Raw genomic sequence first — 17,742 nt, 5'->3', positions numbered from 1 at the left:
GGGGCTCCTCAGTCGCCGACGAAGGGGACGGGGTTGTCCAGGGGTTGCGAGGCGAGATGCCTGAAGTCCAGGACCCGTTCGCCGGCCAGGGAGAACGCCGGGAACATCAGGGCAGGCAGGACCCGGCCGAGCCAGGAGCTGAACTCCAGGGTGGTGGCGCGTAGCCGGGCCAGGTCGAGGGTCTCGGTGAGGGTGGCGGCGAGCAGGTCGACGGTCCAGTCGGTGTCGGCGGGTGGGACCGCGAGCAGGATCGCCTGCGGGGCGCGGGCTGCGGGCGCGTCGGCGTGTACGGCGACGCCGCTGGTCAGCTGCTGTGTGCCGTCGGCGCGGCGGCGCGGCACGACCTCGACCCATTCGTCGACGAGCAGCCCGGCCACCGCCGTGCCTTCGGTGATGTCGTCGTCGGCGTCGACGATCAGGCAGGTGGCGGGTTTGTCCGGAGGTGGGCGGCCGTCGCCGAAGGGCAGGGCGAGCCAGTGGGCGGCGTCGCCGGTGCGGGCCTGTCCGGCGGCCGCGCCGCCGAACTGCGCCACCCGCAGCCGGTACGGGGTGGCGGCCGCGTCGGCGTGCAGGAGTGTGTCGGTGTGGTGGGCGACCGCCGGGCGCACGGTGGCGGCGTCGTGCAGGAACCGGCCGAGCTGCGAGCGGTCTGCGGCGACTGCGCCCAGCCGCTGGGAGAACGGGTCACCGACGCCGGGTACCAGCCGGGGCAGCAGCCGGAAGTCAGCTCCGAAGAGCGCCTCCGCGACGGCGGGCCAGTCGGGGCGGAGTTTCTCGGCTTGCCGGACTCGGCGCTGCGCGATCGCTTTGGCCGCGGGTAAATCGGCGGGGTCTATGCCGAACCTGGCCAGCGCCAGTGCCGGCGGCTTGCCCTCCCTCTGGTCGTCGTCGGCGGCGGTGCGCAGTTCGGCGAGCGCGGCGCTGAGCCGGGCCGCCAGCTCCGCAGTGTCGACGGTGTGCCACACGTCTGCGCCGGAGGCGGCGAGATCCAGCGGTTGCAGCGGCCTGGACGCGACCAGCAGCCGGCGCAGCGACCCGGCCCGGGCGACGAGCCGCCGCAGCGGGCCGGCCTGCGGGGTGTCGCCGAGGTCGGGTAGCGCCGCGCGCAGCAGCCGGAGCAGCCGCGCCGGGTCGCCGGATGCGTAGACCAGATCTGATGCGGACAGTCGCGCCTGGTCCAGACCGACCCCGGGTGCGACCTCGATCCCGGTCGCCGGGCCGAGCCTGGCCCGCAGCCAGCGCTCCAGCCACGGCTCCGCGACGGCGAGCGGGCCGTCCGACGCCCAGCCCGAGTCCGGAGCCGATGCCGGGCCGGTGGCCAGTACCAGCAGCCGGTGGGTCAGCGCGACGCCGAGGGTCGGGGTGCGGGCGAACTCCGGCTCCGGTGGCGGGACATCCGCGCCGCCGGCGGCGTCGAGGTTGGCCGCGGCGCGGGCGGTGCCGCCGGACACCAGCTGGTGCACGCTTTCGGCGAGCATCAGGTCCGCTGCGGCGTCGTGGGCTGCGGCCGCGTCGTCCAGCACCGCCGCGACCCGCGCCAGCTCGTCGTCGGACACGGTCCACGGCTCGGTCAGGTACGGGTTGTCGGGTGCGCGGAGCAGCGCGGCGCGTATGTCGTCGCGGGACAGGTCGAGCAGCCGTACGCCGTCGAGGATGCCCGCGCGGGTCACCGCGTCCGATGCCCGCCCGCCGTCGGGGGCGCCGGCGGCCAGCGGGGCGGCGTCGCGCAGCGACAGCACGAACCGACCCAGGCCGCCCTCGTGCAGGGCCCGTTCGACCCGGTAGCCGAGCACCGCGCCCAGCGGCTGGCCCTGCCGGACGCCGTCGAGCAGGTGCAGCCCGGTCCGGATCCGTTCGCTGGACAGGTCGACGGCGAAGGCCTGCCCGCGGTGGGCGAGGTCGGCGCTGCGAAGCACCCCGGCGGTGGCTGCCTGGGCCAGGCTCGGCGCGTGCACGTACCCGCCGCGTCGCGACCGTGGCATGCCCGGTCCGGGCAGTTCGTCGACCCAGCCGTAGGCGCCCAGGGTCAGTCCGCTGGGCTCCTGTGCCCGCAGGCCGCGCAGCCGGACCGTGGCCAGCGATGTCAGCCACGCGTCGAGCCGGTGCGAACAGCAGTCCAGGGCCTGCGCGACGGCGATGCGGCGCTGGTCCAAGGGCGCTGCGACTAGTTCGAGCACGGCTTGCTCGAACCGTGACGCGTGGTGGAGCGCCCGGCACCAGGCCTGCAGGGCGGCGACGAGCAGCGGTTCGCTGGCGCGGGCCCGGCCTTCGGCGAGCAGTGAGGTGCGCAGCGCGGCGAACGGCTGGTACCCGGCGAGCGTGCCGGGTCCGGCGTGGCCGAACGTGGCGGCGAGCCGGTCGGCGACCGAGCGCAGCAGGTCCACGTCGGGCTGCGGCGTGCCTAGAACACGTTCGACGTCGGCGGCGAGCGCGGGTTCGAGCCCGGCGACGGCCGCCGGGACGTCGCCGCCTGCGGCGCGGCGGCGGGCCCGGTTCTCCGTTTCGTGTCCCATCTCGATCAGCGCCTGCAGGACCGTGCTGATGCGGCGGTCCTGCCCGGCGACCAGGTTCTCGGCGTACCGCTGGTCGCCGTCGTCGCCGTCGGCGACCAGTGGCAGCAGCAGCGGCCGGGTGACGGTGCCGAAGCTGACGTAGCCGAGGCGGCCGAAGTTGAGCCCGTACTCGGCGGCCAGCGCGTCGCGCAGCGCGATCTCCTGGGAGTAGTGGGGCAGGTCGCCGCCGAGCGGGTCGTAGATGGTCATGGCGGCGATGAGTTCGTCGAGGTCGGGCAGCCCGGCGCGCATCCGTACGCCGAGCATGGCCGGGGCGGTGCCGAGGACGTCGAGCAGGTTCGTCGCGGCGGTCGGGGCGTCGGAGGTCGCTGCGAGGGTGCCGCGGGCCTTGTCCAGGACCCGTTGCAGGCCGGGCATCGGCCCGATGACCTGGGTCGGTCCGCCGGTGGCCACGACCGGCAGCACGCCGTAGGGCTGGTTGCCGATGCGCAGCGCGGGCAGCGGGCCGCCGCCGCGTACGTCCTGCTCGAACGTGTCGCGTAGCGCGGCTCTGGTGTCCTCGCCGAGGGTCGGCCCGGTCGGGGTCGGCATGATCGCCGTGTCGAGGTAGGAGTCCCAGGAGGCGGGCCAGAGCGTGACGTGCGCGGCGTGGGCCAGGCGCTCGCCGGTCCGGTCGGCGCCGTCGAGCCCGGCGAGCACCGCCGGGTCGATGCCCAGCGCGGCGCTGAGCCGGGGCCCGTCCGCGTCGGGCGGCGGCGCGGTCAGGTGCTCGGCGGGCGGCGACGGGGGCCGGCGGTGGTGCCAGGCGGAGCGGTCGTGTTCGGTGTTGTTGGTCGGTGTGCCGGGGGCGAGGAATTCCACGCCGCCGGTGACCCGGTGCGCGGTGAGCAGCGACTCCAGTTCGGCTTGGCCGTCGTCGCCGCGTACGCCGAACACGAGCAGCCGGAACGGGCCGCTGTGCCCGTTGACCGGGATGGTGAACGCCATCCCTGCGGTCTCGGCGGCCGCGTAGTCGACCGTCCACTCGGTGCCCTCCGGAACCCGCAGGCCGGCGGGCCGGTTTTTGCCGGGCCGCCGCCGCGCGGGCATGGCGGCCGCCTCCACGAAGCCGCCCCCGGGCCGTGCACCCATCACCAGCGGGTTCGCCAACGGGGCGCTGCTGCCGGCACCTATCAGATCGCGGCCCTGGTAGAGCATGCCGACGAACCGGTCGGGCAGTGCGCGGGCCACCGGCGCGGGCCGCAGTCGCGCGGGCCGGACTGGTTCGGCCGCTCCCGGCGCAGCGTCGGGGCCCGGCGGGGTCAGGGCGGTGGCCACCCAGGCCGCCCGGTCCGGGCGCACCGCCCGCTGCAGCACGGCGTACGCGTCCTCATGTGGCGTGCCGGCCCGCACCTGCTGCCAGTACGCGACCCCGGCGGCACGTTCGGCCTCGTCGAGTCCGCGGTCGAGCCGGTCCACGTGCAGGTCGTCGGGATACACCCGCACGCGCAGGGCGGTGCCGTCGGCGGTGTAGCGGGTCTCCAGCCGGACCGGCAGCAGCACCAGCGGGCGGGCGTACGGGGCGGTGAGGTCGACCGTTTCGGGCAGTGTCACGGGTCTCAGCTCCTGTCCAGGGCGGGGGCGATCAGTTCCCAGGCGTCGAAGACGGCCCGGACGGGGTCCTGCAGCAGCAGGTGCGCGGTGTCGGCGGCGGTGCCGCCCCAGCCCAGCGCGGCTGGGCCGGTGTCCGGCGACGGCTGCAGGAACGCGTCGCCGGCCAGCGTGAAGTGGTTCCAGGCCAGCTCGTCGCGCGAGGCCGGGTCGGGGGCGTCGGCGCTGACGTCGAGGCCGAACCGGGGCGCCTGCGGGTGCTCGGCCAGCAGGAACCACCAGCGTCGCGGGCCGCCGGCCGCCGCGCGGACCTGCTCGGCGGTGAGCCGGAAGCCGACCAGCAGCGTGTCGGGGGCGCGGTGCTCGGCGAACACCACGGCGGCGATGTCACCGTGGCCACCGAACACGGGCCTGCCGGCGCCGTCGACGCCGTCAGAACGCAACGCGGTCACCATCAGGTCCGGGTGGCGGCGCACCAGCTCACCGCGTACCACCAGGACCAGAAGGTCGTCCAGTCCGTCGGCCAGGTGGCTGCCCAGCGGCCCGGCGGCCGGTCCTGCGGTGAGCTCGTCGCTGTCGGCGGACCAGAACCGGCGGAAGCCGACTCCGCGCGGGTCGGCCGGATAGCCGCGCCAGAGCAGCTCGCGGGACATCTCGTGGTTGAGTCCGGTCAGGAACGCCTCGACGAACCGCGGGTTCGACGCGACCACGGTCACCAGGTCCGGTTCGGGCACGCGGTCCAGTCCCGGCAGCAGCCAGCTCGCGTCGCTGTCGAGCAGCGCCTGGTACATCGGCCGCTCGAACACCGGCGTGGCCTGCACCGGCCGCACCAGCCCGTCGTCGAACCAGCCGTCCGGCACCCAGTCGGGCAGCTCGCCCAGCCGGTCGCGGACCCGCTGCGGCACCGTCACCGCGGGATCGAGCTGCGCGAGCAGATGTCCGTGGTCGACGGCCAGCGGGTCGCGTACCGGGGTGCCCGGCCAGGTCGACGACACCAGGTCGGCGAACAGGGCACGCAGGCGGGCGACGGCCTCCGGGCTCGGCGCGACCGTCGGCAGCGGCCGGTGGAGGCGCAGGTAGTTGTCGATGAAATACGACATGTCCTCGTCGAGGCCGCACAGGTCGGGCAGCTCGCCGCTGGGCAGGCGTTCGCGGCCCAACCAGGCCAGGATCGCCTCCACGATGCGCTGGTCGGGCACGAACTCCGGCTCCTGGAAGCAGCCGCGGGCGAGCAGGTCCGCGCCGGTCTCGCCGAGACCGGGGCGCAGCAGCTCGGCCAGCACCGGGTCCTCCAGGTGCAGCCGCGCGGCCTCGGCCAGCTGGTCGTCGTCCAGGCACCCGAGTGCCAGGTCTGCCAGCAGCTCCTCAGGCGGTTGCCCGCCGGCCAGCAGTACGAGCTGCTCGGGGGTGAGCTCCAGTCCTTCGAGGATTTCCACCTCGGTCCAGCCCGGCACCCTGCCGACACCCGGCAGTTCGCCGCCGAACTCCCCGCCCAGGTCGCCGCCGAGGACACCGCCTGGTTCACCACCGAGGTCCCCGCCGAGCTCTCCCCCTAGCTCGCCGCCCAGCTCTCCCCCGAGGTCGCCGCCCAGTCGTCCGCCGAGGTCCAGGCCGAACCCGAGATCGTCGGCGGCGAGCTGCTCGTCCACGAGGCGGATCACGCCCGCGTCGGCCTCGTTCAGGATCAGCTCCGTACCCACCTGTGGCGCCGTGAGGTCCTCCCCGGTCCCTGCCGGTACCGGCAGTTCGGTCCCCGCCAGCTCGGTCTGGGGGATCTCGGTGGTGACCTGGCCGATGGCTCCGGTCCGGTGGGGACCGACGAGTTCCACCGCCGCGGCTGTGTACGCCGCCAGATCCAGCTCCTCGTGCGCGGCGGCGACCAGCACCTGCGGGTCGTCCTTGGCGGCCTGGGTCAGCAGCGGCGGGTCGACGCAGACCCGGGCGAGGGCGGCCAGTTGCGCGGTGTCGAGCAGTGCGGGCAGCACGTCGCTGTCGGCGCGGATCGCCTGCGCCAGCGTCTGCGGGGTCAGGCCGCTGCCGGGCTCGGTCACCCTGGCCGCCACCGCGGCCGGTTCCGGTCCGCGGCCGAGCAGGTCGGCGGTGTGCAGCAGGGTCTGCGCGGCCAGCCGGCCGGTGTAACCGCCTGCTGCCTTGGCCAGCGCGCCGAGCGGACCGAGCAATGCCGCGGCCCGGTCGGGGTCGGCGGCCGGATCGGCGGGCAGCGCGGCCAGCACCATGTCGAGGTTGCGCCGGGCCGCCCAGGCGTCGACCGCGAACCGCGGGTACATCGCCGGCTCGGACGGAGGCAGCGCGACGGCCGCAGTGACCGCGTCGGTCACCGTAGGCGTCTGCTCGACGGCCTGCGCCAGGGCGAGCAGGTCTTCGGGCCCGGCCCCGACCTGCCCGGTGGCCTGCTGGACGGCCGCGGGGCTGATGACGGCCGCCGCGGCCGGGTTGACCCGGCTGAGCCACCCGTCGTCGTACGGCCGCTGAAAGCCGCGTTGCAGTTGCTCCTCGGTCAGCGGGAGATCTGCCCCGTACCGGCTGGTCACCCGGCGGAACCCGGTCGTGGACACCGTGTCCGGCAGGGACGAGGCCGCCACGGTCTCACGCAGCGTCTGCCCGTTGACGCTGTCGGCGCTCACCTCGCCGTGCACCGGGCGGGTGACCTGGAGCAGCTCGCCCAGCGGCAGCGGGTCGAGGTGGCGGCGGTACACGGACGCACCGGTGAAACGGGCCAGTTGCGCGTGGCGGATCATCGCGTTGACCCCGGCGAGGTCGCCGAGCTGGGTCCAGGCCGCCTGCATGAGCGCCTCTTGGTCGTGCTGGACGACCCGGCCGCCGAGCCCGGCCGCGATGCGGTGCGCCGGCCGCAGGTTGAGTTCGGCCAGCCGGTCGCCGTCGTCGGGGCCGAGGCGGCGGCGGCCCGTTTGCGCGCCGCCGTAGATCGGCGGGCCGACCGTCGGCAGCGGCGGGTCGTCCGGCGACGGGGCACGGTCGGCGTGGTCGGCGGGAAGGTTGAGCCTGCCCCGCAGCTGCTCGGTCACCGCCGCCGGCCAGGCTTCGGCGGCCGCGCTGCCCCACGGGGCGATCAGTGGCCCGGCAACGGGTTGGCGACGGCCCGCGGCCACGTCGGCGTCCGGCCACGGCCGGGAGGTGTCCACGAGACGTTCGATCTGCCATGCGGCGCGCAGCGGGCGCAGCCGCGCGGCGAGCGCCTCGAAGTCGCCGTCCGCGCCGGTGCTGAACCACCACGAGTGCAGCACGGGCAGGTCGATCTCCTGGTCGTCGTCGCCCGGCCGGCGAATCCATGCCGGGCCGAGGGTCCACCCCTGCTCCTGCCGCTCGCCCAGCGCGGCTCGCGTGCCGGCGTCGGTCGCGGGCACCACGCACGCGAGGTAGCCGCGGCCGGGGCGCAGCCGTCGCGGGCACAGCAGCCGGGACAGGTTGACCGGCCCGTACGCGTCGGTCAGGCGGTCTGCCAGCGACGGCCCGGCCTCGGGCGGGCCGAGGACCTGAGCGTGCGCGAACGCCCACGCGCCGTCCAGGGGCTGCAGCTCCGACAGGTGGGCGCGTACGGCGGGCACGAACCCGGGGCGCGAGGGCTGCGGCCGGTAGCGTCCGTCCTCCAGCACGACCAGGGCCAGCCAAGGGGTCAGCCGGGTGCCGGCCGCTTCGGGCGCGCGCGGGGTGAACAGCCACGGCAGGTCGGGCCGGTCGAACTCGACGTGGGCGAGGTAGTTCGGCTCGACGCCGACCGCGCCCGCGGCCGGATAGCGGCGCAGCACCTGGCGTCCGTCGATGGCGAGCACGTCGCCTGGCCCGTACACCTCCAGCCGTCGCGACACCTCGCCCGCGGCAGCGCCGTCGGCGAGGATCGGCACACTGGCCTGCACGGTGGTGCGCAGCGCACCGGCCGCCGGGTCGCCCGCGGCGGCGGCCAGGCCGGTGCGGACGTGGGACAGGAACGTGTAGGACGCCAGCGCGACGTCGTCGGGGCTGAACGGGACGGTCGGGCTGGTCATCGCACATCCTCCTGGAGCCGCAGCGGACGGCCCGTCACCTGGTAGGGGTCTGCGGCTGCGCGGCTGCGCCCGGCCGGGCCGGCGGCCAGCACCTGACCGGCCGGCGGGTGGACGTGTGCGCCGTCGTGGCGCTGCGCGGCGAGGTCGGCCCGGTGGGGGTAGACGGTCTCCCACCGGTACTCGGTGTGCCGGACCGGGCCGTGGGGCGTGGCGTGGAAGCCCTCGGCCGTGGTGCCGCAGCGGTAGCGGGCGTACGCCGGGGTGGACAGCTTCTGGTCCTCGGTCAGTGCCAGGTACAGGCCCGGGGCGAACAGTTCGGTGACCGCGACGACCCGCTGGGGCCGCATCCCGCCGACGGCGGGATCGCCGAGGGCGAGCAGGTGCTCGCGGACGGGGCGGCCGCCGAGGTGTGCGATCGGCACGTCCAGTGGCACGGCCCGCTGCCGGACCCCGACGCCGCCGAGCGGGTGCGCGAACAGGGCGTCCGCATCCGGCGCGGCATCGCGTAGGACCACCAGGTCCTGCGCGGTGGCCGGGGGCAGCACCTGCCACGACGCGGCGTGATCCAGTTCGTCGCGCAGCACTTCCAGCGGCGAGGCGGCCTTTGGCTGCTCGTCCGGGTCGGCGCCCCATTCCTTCGGCCCGACTTCGAGGTCGATGTCGGGCAGGAACGCCAGCTCGAGGGTGGCGGTGCCGTGCGCGATCCACCGTCCCGGCCCTTGCAGGTGCAGGGACAGCGCGATGCCGGCGAAGGTCTCCCCCAGCACGCTGACCGCGATGCCTGCCCGGATGCCGACCTCGAAGTGGAACGGCGCCCACTGCACGAGCGCGTCGAAGGACAGGTGCCCGTGCGCCGCGGCGACCTCGAAGTCGATCGTCGCTTCGACCCGCGCGCCGAGCATGAACGCGTTGCCGGTCAGCGCGACGTACGCCTCGGCGCGCAGCGACAGCAGCGCGGGTGGGGAGATGTCCACGGCCAGCCGCCGCATGCCGGACAGTTCCGGCGGGGCCGGGTAGCCGGGGTGGAAGCCGCCGGCGGAGATCGCGAACCGGGGCTGCGCGCCGTAGGAGAACAGCATGCCGAGGTCGCCGGACAGGCCGAACCCGGCCAGCCGCGACCCCGTCAGGGACACCAGGACCAGTGCCCGCTCCGGCGTTGTCTCGCCGTACACGGCGGCGCGCAGGTCCACGATGGGCAGTGCCGGGCTGGGCACGGCGACGCGAACTGCTCCGAGCAGCATCAGTTTCGGCGCGGGCAGCGCGACGACGATGCCGACCTTCGCGGTGAGGAATGAGACGGGGGTGCCCCAGCCCAGCTGGAACGCCGGGCCGACGGCGACTGCGCCGCCGCGGGCCGGGAAGATCCGCTCCAGCAGCGCGGTGTCGACGCGGTCGAGCTGGTCGGGGAACAGCAGCGCGTCGGCGGTGCCGTCGTGGATCCCGGCGATCATCGCGTCGGAGGAGACCGTACGTGCGACGGCGAGCAGGCCGCCTACGGCGTCGAGGGTGAATCCGAAGCCGACCTGGATAGGTGCGGCGAAGTCGGTGGAGAACAGCAGCACCAGCGAGAATCCGGGCTCGGTGCCGATCAGGCCGACGGCCGTGACCTGTACCGGGCCGATGGACAGTGCGAGGGTGCCGCGGTAGCCGCTGTCGTGGCGGTCGAGGTGCCCGCCGCCGCGGACCACTCCCGCGTTCACGGCGAGGCCGGCCCCGTCGGGCAGGCGGGTTGCCGCGGTCAGCGCCGTGGCCGCCGCCGGGTCGACGGACAGCACCGCGCCGGCACCCGAGACGGTGACGGCGACCGGTCCGAGCGTCCCGGCGAGTTCGGCGGTGAGCTCGATGTCCCGGTCGGGTACGGCCAGGGTCAGGTCACGCAGGGCGACCGCGCTGGTCTCGACGGTCGCGGGTAGGCGTACCCGCTGGTCCGTACCCTCGCCGACGGTGAGGCCGTGTTCGGCGTCGACGCCGACGCTCACGTGGGTGACGGCGTTGGCGCCACCCGTGGCGAGCGCCGCGACCAGCGGATCGGCCGCGAGCCTCAGCACCGCGTCGGCGGACAGCCGCACCGACAGCGCCGCGGCGGCCCAGTCGAGACGTACGGTGAGCTCAGGGTGGCGCAGCACGACCGGCCCAAGGTCGACTGTGCTTTCGGCGTGGGCGGAGGCGGCAAGCACCGTCCCGGAAACCGTCCACCGCCACGGCCCGCCGAGCCCGAGCTGCGCTGCCAGTCCGCCGCAGTCGCCGACGGCGTCGGTCACCGCGGCGGCCAGCAGCTGCTCAGCGGTGCCCGCCTGCGGAACGGCGGCAGCGATGCGGCGGCACGCGTCGGCCACGTGCCCCAGCGCGGTAGCCAGGCAGCGCACCGCAGCGGCAGGCTCGCCTCCGGCGCGGGCGAGCTCCCCGCGGGCGGCGGCCAGATCCTGGTCCAAGCCGGACAGCAGCGCCGGTGTGGTAGCTGCTGCGGGCGCGACCGTGGCGAGCAGTTCCCCCGAGGCGTCGGCGAGCAGGCGGGTGAGGCGGTCATGCGCGAACGCGACGACTGCGGGCATCAGGTGGGCGGCCGCCACGTCAGGCTCCTGCCCTCGTGGCGGCGACGGCTGCCCTCGCACCGAGGCGATCAGGGAGGGCGGCGCAGCCTTGACCAGCCCTGTCGTCTGCGGGCCCTGCGCTGTTGGGCATGGCTGCCTCCGTCCCAGTCGATGACCTCGGGTCGCTCGCCCGATTCACCGTTCAAGGGGCACGGCTGCGGCCGCAGATACATCGGGGCGCTCGGGCCTCCAGACGGCCGCCCATGCTTTGACACGTCGTGTGTTATCGAAACGTTACGAAATTGACCGGCATCATTCTGGCCACGACTTCGGTGGCGGCACTACTTTGTTTAGGGAATGAACTATCGCCCCCCAACTGGTCTTCGGCGAGCCGCGGCGGGCTCTGCAGTCCTGTCCAGACATTGGAGACTCTTCGTGTCCTCACAACGTCGTAGCCGCACCCATCCGAATATCAGAGCGCGATCTCTCCTCGGTTCGGTGCTCGCATTCGCCATGACCGTGACCGCGCTTGCCGTAGGGCAGTCGCCCGCGCAGGCCGCGCCGGCAACCATCAATCAAGCCAACGCGGCGCCTGCTCCCTTCTCGGTGCTGGTCTTCTCGAAGACCGCCGGGTTCCGGCATGATTCCATTCCCGCTGGTATCGCCGCGATCCAGCAGCTCGGCGTCGACAACGGGTTCACGGTTGCCGCGACGGAGGACGCCGGCGCGTTCACCGACGCCAACCTCGCGCAGTACGCGGCGGTGATCTGGCTGTCGACCACCGGTGATGTGCTCGACGCCGCTCAGCAGGGGGCCTTCGAGCGCTACATCCGCGCCGGCGGCGGTTTTGCCGGCGTGCATTCCGCATCGGACACCGAGTACGGCTGGGCGTGGTACGGCAGCCTGGTCGGCGCCTACTTCTCGGCGCACCCGAACAACCAGCAGGCGACCATCAAGGTCGAGGACCCGTCGCACCCGTCCACGGCTTCTCTGCCGGCGCAGTGGTCTCGGCTCGACGAGTGGTACAACTACCAGACCAACCCGCGCAGCAAGGTGCATGTGCTGGCCAGTCTGGACGAGCGGTCCTACTCGCCGGGCACCGGCGCGATGGGCGCCGACCACCCGATCGCGTGGTGCCAGGACTACGACGGCGGCCGGTCCTGGTACACCGGTATCGGTCACACCATCGCGTCGTACACCGAGCCTTCATTCCTGGCTCACCTGCTCGGCGGCATCCAGACGGCGGCCGGGGCGCTCGACTCGGACTGCAGCGCGTCGCTGACCAGCGGGTACGAGAAGGTGACGCTGGACGGCAACACGCAGAATCCGATGGAGCTGGACATCGCGCCGGACGGCCGGGTCTTCTACATCGAACGTGACGGCCGGGTGCAGATCATCAAGCCCGCCACCGGCACCACGGTGACCGCGGTCGACCTGGACGTCTTCACCGGCAACGAGGACGGCCTGATCGGAATCCGGCTGGACCCGAACTTCGCCAGCACCAACTGGGTCTACCTGTACTGGGCGCCCAACGACGGTATGACGCGTAACCGGATCTCCCGGTTCACGGTCAGCGGCGACAGCATCGACCTGGCCAGCGAGAAGGTTGTGCTGGAGGTGACGACGCAGCGCGCCACCTGCTGCCACGCGGGCGGTTCGATGGTGTTCGACAGCGCCGGCAACCTGTACCTGGCCACCGGCGACAACACCAACCCGTTCGAGTCCGACTCGTTCACCCCGATCGACGAGCGGGCCGGGCGCCAGAACTACGACGCCCAGCGCACCTCCGGCAACACCAACGACCTGCGCGGCAAGGTGCTGCGCATCCACCCGGAGCCGGACGGCACGTACACCATCCCGAGCGGGAACCTCTTCCCGCAGGGTACGGCGATGACCCGGCCGGAGATCTTCGCGATGGGCTTCCGCAATCCGTTCCGGATCGGCATCGACGCGAAGACGAACACGCTGTACGTGGCCGACTACGGCCCGGACGCGGGCGCGGCGAACCCGAACCGCGGCCCGGAAGGGACAGTCGAATGGAACATCGTCCAGCCCGGCAACTACGGCTGGCCGTACTGCCACGGGGCTAACTACGCCTACAACGACTACACCTTCCCCAGCGGACCGGCCGGCGCGAAGTTCGACTGCGCGGCACCGGTCAACAACTCGCCCAACAACACGGGACTGACCAACCTCCCGCCCGCGGTCAGCGCCACCGTCGACTACGACTACAGCGGCAACGCGCTGTTCCCGGAGATCGGCGGCGGCGGCGCGCCGATGGGCGGGCCCGTCTACCGCTACGACCCCGACCTCGTCTCCGAGCGCAAGTGGCCGGCGTACTACGACGGCAAGGCGATGTTCGGCGAGTGGAACCAGAACAAGATGTACGCGTTCCAGGTCGCCGCCGACGGCAAGTCGCTGATCGACATCAACAACATGCTCAGCGGCATGACCTTCCTGCGGCCGATGGACTTCGAGTTCGGCCCCGACGGCGCGCTCTACCTGATCGAGTGGGGCACCGGATTCGGCGGCAACAACGGCGACTCCGGGATCTACCGCATCGACTACATAGCGGGCGAGCGGGCCCCGATAGCGGTGGCGACCGGCACGCCGGACTCCGGACCGGCGCCGCTTTCGGTGCAGTTCTCCAGCGCCGGGTCGCGTGACCCGAACGGCGGGGCGCTGAGCTACGCGTGGACGTTCGGTGACGGTGGCACCTCCACCGCGGCCAACCCGTCGCACACCTACCCGGCTGCCGGTAACTACACGGCGCAACTGACGGTCACCAACACCGCCAACCGTACGGCCGTCGCGAACGTGACGGTCACGGTCGGCAACACGGCGCCCACAGTCACCATCTCGTTCCCCCCGGACGGCGGCTTCTTCGAATGGGGTGACCAGGTCAAGTACACCGTCGCGGTGACCGACCCCGAAGACGGGACGATCGACTGCTCGCGGGTGACCCTGCAGTACTACCTGGGTCACGACCAGCACGCCCACCCCCTGCAGTCCTATACCGGGTGCACCGGCACCGTGCAGACGTCGCTGGCCTCCGGTCACGGCGCTGACGCCAACGTGTTCGCCGTGTTCGAGGCCACCTACACCGATGATGGTGGGGTCGGCGGCTCCAGCGCGTTGACCGGCAGGGCGATCGAACAGCTGCAGCCCAAGCGCAAGCAGGCCGAGTACTTCGCCGCCACCGGACGGGCTCCGGACGGCGTCGGCGGCGGCGACCCGGGTGTGCAACTGGAGACGACGACGGACACCGCCGGCGGCTTCCAGAACATCGGCTTCATCGAGGACGGCGACTTCTGGTCCTACGCCCCGGTGAACCTGACCGGTATCGACGCGCTGCGGTTCCGGGTGGCGTCGAACACCGCCGGTGGACGCATCGAGGTACGGGCCGGCACCGCGGACGGGCCGGTGCTGGCCACCGCGACAGTGCCGGGCACCGGCGGCTGGCAGACCTTCACCGATGTCACCGCGACGCTGAGCAGCCCGAGCACGGTGACCGGGCCGCTGTTCCTGGTGGCGAAGAACCCGGTAGGCGACACCGGTACGGGTTCGTTGTTCAACGTCAACTGGGTCGACTTCCTGGGACGCGGCGTGACCGACAACGCGCCGCCGGTGGTCACCGCGTCGGCGACGCCCACCACCGGCACCGCGCCGGTGCCGGTCACCTTCACCGGCTCGGCGACCGACGCCGAGGGCGACAACCCGCTGACCTACCTGTGGGAGTTCGGAGACGGCGCCACCGCCGGCACCGCCAACGCCACGCACACCTACGCCACCCCCGGCACGTTCACGGCGACGCTGACCGTGTCCGATGCGCGCGGCGCGAAGTCGTACGCCAACGTGGTCGTCAGGGTCGAAGCGCCGAACAACGCCTGCCTCGGCGCCCGGTCGGACAACTTCGACGGCACGGCACTGGACAAGGGCCGCTGGTCGACGGTGGTCCGGGAGAACCAGCTCTACTCGGTGGCCGGTGGCACGTTGCGGTTGCCCACCGCGGTCGGCGACCTCTACGGCACCCGCAACGACGCGACCAACCTGATCCTGCAGCCGGCGCCGGACGGCGCCTGGCAGGCGACCACCAAGGTGTCCGTCGCCGTGGCGGCCGACTACCAGCAGGCCGGTCTGATCGTGTACGGCGACGACGACAACTACGCCAAGCTGGACCTGCTCTACGGAGGCTCCAGGAAGTTCGAGTTCATCCGGGAGACCGCCGGCACGCCGCGCAACGGCGCCGCCGACGCGGTCGGCGCCCCGGCAGAGCTCGGCAGCACGGCCTACCTGCGGTTGATCAGTGACGGCGTGAACCTGACGGCGGCCTGGTCAGCTGACGGCGTGACGTTCGCGCCGGTCGGGCAGTCGGCCGCGCTGGCCGGCATCGTCAACCCGAAGGTGGGCATGTTCGCCCTCAACGGCGGCACCACCGCGCCGGTCGTCGACGCGGCGTTCGACTGGTTCCAGCTCACCCCGGACGCTCCGGCCGGGCCGATCGACCCGTCCGACGAGTTCGCCGGGTCAGCCCTGGACCGGTGCAGGTGGAACGCGGTAGTCCGCGAGGACGCCACCAAGTACCGGGTCGCCGGCGGCAAGCTGGAGATCGATGTGCCCAACGGCGACATCTACACAGGTAACAACACCGGCCCCACCAACCTGATCCTGCAGAACGCGCCGTCCGGTGACTGGACGCTGGAGACGAAGGTCGACGGCAGCCAGCTCAACGAGCAGTACCAGCAGGCAGGCCTGCTGGTCTACCTCGACGACGACAACTACCTGAAGCTGGACTACATCGTCGACAACACGGCCGGCTCGCCGGTCAGCCGGCGGATCGAGTTCCGCAGCGAGATCGCCAGTGTGGTGCAGAACCCGCAACCCGGGATCACCAACCTCACCGGCGCGGTATGGCACCTGCGACTGGTCCGGGCGGGCAGCGTCTACACGGCTTCCTACTCGGCCGACGGCACCACCTGGACGGCGCTGGAGCCGCTGACCAACACGGCCGTAGGTGACACGCCCAAGGTCGGGCTGTTCACCCTCGGCGGCAACCAGACCGCGTCGAAGCCGGCAAGCTTCGACTACTTCCGGCTGACCACGCCGGGCGCCGGCGACACCACAGCACCGGTCACCACGGCAGCGGTGACCGGCGCGGCCACCGCCGGCTGGTACACCGAGTCGCCGACGGTCACCCTGACCGCCGCCGACGAAACAGCCGGCAGCGGCGTCGCGAGCACCCAGTACCAGCTCGACGACGCCACGACGTGGACCGCCTACACCGGGCCGGTGCTGATCAGCGGGACAGGAACGCACCAGCTGCGGTACCGCTCCACCGACACCGCAGGCAACGTCGAACAGGCCAAGACCGTCGAGGTGAAGGTCGACGCCACGGCGCCGATCACCACAGCGACGTTCGCACCGGCCAACGACGACGGCTGGCACGCCGGGCAGGTGCCGGTGGTCCTCGCCGCGACCGACGCCGGCGCCGGCGTGGCCAAGCTGGAGTGGTCACTGGACGGCGGGCCGTGGACGCCCTACACCGAGCCTGTCGACATCGGCGGCGACGGGCAGCACGAGCTGCTCTACCGGGCCACCGACGGGGCCGGCAACGTGGAGACGCTGAAGTCCGCCGTCCTGAAGGTCGACGGCAACCAGCCGACCGTCATCGTGGCAGGGTTGGCCGACGGCCAGCTCTACGGCGACAGCCAGGACGTCCGGGTCACCTTCCAGGCCGTCGACCCGACCTCCGGCATCGCGTCGGTCGTCGGGACGCTCAACGGCGCGCCGTACGCGACCGGCACCCTGCAGGCCATGTACGAGCTGCGGCTCGGCCTGCACGAGTTGACGGTCACCGCCACCGACAAGGCCGGCAACAAGACGGTCTCGACCGTGCGGTTCTACGTGACGACCTCGTTCCGGGACATGCAGAACCTGCTGGACCGGTTCAAGGCGACCAGCCGGCTGTCGGCCAACGCGCACAAGAAGCTGACGGCCAAGCTGACAGCGGCCCGCCAGGCCGAGGCGAACGGCAACGACGCCAAGGCCATCAGCCAGCTCAAGGAGTTCCGCGCGCTCGCGTCGAACACCTCGCTGGTGCCCGAGGCCGAAGTCCGGGCGGTACTCGTCCGCGACACCGACGCCATGATCATCAGACTGGGCGGCACCCCGCCGACCGACGCCGGGGTCAAGGCCAACGGCGGCACGTCGCTGGCCGGCGTCGGCCGGCTGGCCGAAGACGTCGTCCGCATCGGCAAGAACGGCCGCCTGAGGTAGACAAGCACCATCTGGTACGAGGTCGCGCCGCCACGAACTCCGTGGCGGCGCGACCTCGTACATGGTCGACGGGTACCAGCGGTCGGCGTCGCCGCACACGCGGTCAGACGGATGCGTGTTCGCCCGGCGCGTGCGCGGATGCATTTCCGGCAGGTCGGACAGAATGGCAACATGACCATTGTCAAGATCAATGCCATCACCGTGCCGGCCGACAGCGGTGACGAGTTGGCGCGCCGCTTCGCCGCGCGGGCAGGCGCCGTCGACGATCAGGACGGATTCGAAGGTTTCGAGTTGCTCCGCCCGAGCGACGAGCGGACCACGTGGCTCGTCATCACCCGCTGGCGCGACGAGCAGGCGTTCCAGGCGTGGGTCAGTTCACCCGCGTTCGCGCACGGCCACCGCTCGGCCGCCGAGCGCGCGGGCGAGTCGGCGCCGCCACCGGTCGGGGTGCACAGCGAGGTCTGGTCATACGTTCCCGCGGGTGGTTCGGCCCCTCGCGCTGATTAAGCAGAGGCGGGCGGCGGTCCGGGACAGGTACGTTTCCTGGCGTGAGCAGGAACCTGTCGGTCAACCTGGCGGTGCCGGCCCGCAATCCCGCCACGGGCGTGGGACTGACGGGCATCGGCAAGCGGCCGGTCGATCACCTGGTCACCGTGCGGGCACCGGGGCCGATGACGACGGGCCTGCACAGTGGCTTGGTCGGAGACCAGATCTTCGACATCGAGCACCACGGCGGCGACGACCGGGCCGTTTACGCGTATGCGCGCGAGGACTACGATCGGCTTGCCCTGCGTCATCCGCGCTGAC

Annotated in this window: 5 protein-coding genes and 1 pseudogene; 3 read left to right on the top strand and 3 right to left on the bottom strand. The window is 72.8% G+C overall.

Going from position 1 to position 17,742, the window contains the following annotated elements; genetic code table 11:
* Window positions 1-8: 8 nt before the first annotated feature.
* Genes Cco03nite_RS17045 through Cco03nite_RS17035 form a run of 3 tightly spaced genes read right to left on the bottom strand, consistent with a single transcriptional unit; the run spans window position 9 to window position 10,698 of the window.
* A complete protein-coding gene (locus Cco03nite_RS17045) occupies window positions 9-4,106 on the bottom strand; it encodes a hypothetical protein (RefSeq protein ID WP_203693081.1) in 4,098 nt (1,365 codons plus the stop codon).
* A 5-nt stretch (window positions 4,107-4,111) separates the two neighbouring features.
* Window positions 4,112-8,128, bottom strand: a complete 4,017-nt coding sequence (locus Cco03nite_RS17040; RefSeq protein WP_203693080.1) for a hypothetical protein — start codon at window positions 8,126-8,128, stop codon at window positions 4,112-4,114.
* Window positions 8,125-10,698, bottom strand: coding sequence for a DUF6603 domain-containing protein (locus tag Cco03nite_RS17035; protein WP_203693079.1), 2,574 nt, complete (start codon window positions 10,696-10,698; stop codon window positions 8,125-8,127). Before Cco03nite_RS17035 ends, Cco03nite_RS17040 begins: the two co-directional genes overlap by 4 nt.
* Window positions 10,699-11,172: 474 nt before the next feature.
* Between Cco03nite_RS17035 and Cco03nite_RS17030 the strand changes: the two genes are divergently transcribed.
* The 3 genes and pseudogenes from Cco03nite_RS17030 to Cco03nite_RS17020 form a co-directional block, all read left to right on the top strand.
* Window positions 11,173-16,935, top strand: a complete 5,763-nt coding sequence (locus Cco03nite_RS17030) for a ThuA domain-containing protein (RefSeq protein ID WP_203693100.1) — start codon at window positions 11,173-11,175, stop codon at window positions 16,933-16,935.
* Between the two features lie 111 nt (window positions 16,936-17,046).
* Complete coding sequence (locus Cco03nite_RS17025) at window positions 17,047-17,442, top strand: antibiotic biosynthesis monooxygenase family protein (protein ID WP_239167438.1); 396 nt, start codon at window positions 17,047-17,049, stop codon at window positions 17,440-17,442.
* A gap of 41 nt (window positions 17,443-17,483) precedes the next feature.
* Window positions 17,484-17,714: pseudogene (locus Cco03nite_RS17020) on the top strand (MOSC domain-containing protein); the annotation flags it as partial.
* Window positions 17,715-17,742 lie beyond the last annotated feature (28 nt).

The organism is Catellatospora coxensis (assembly GCF_016862635.1).
Classification (GTDB): domain Bacteria; phylum Actinomycetota; class Actinomycetes; order Mycobacteriales; family Micromonosporaceae; genus Catellatospora; species Catellatospora coxensis.
The sequence above is the reverse complement of the archived record's forward strand: the minus strand, read 5'-3'. Positions and strand labels throughout refer to the sequence as shown.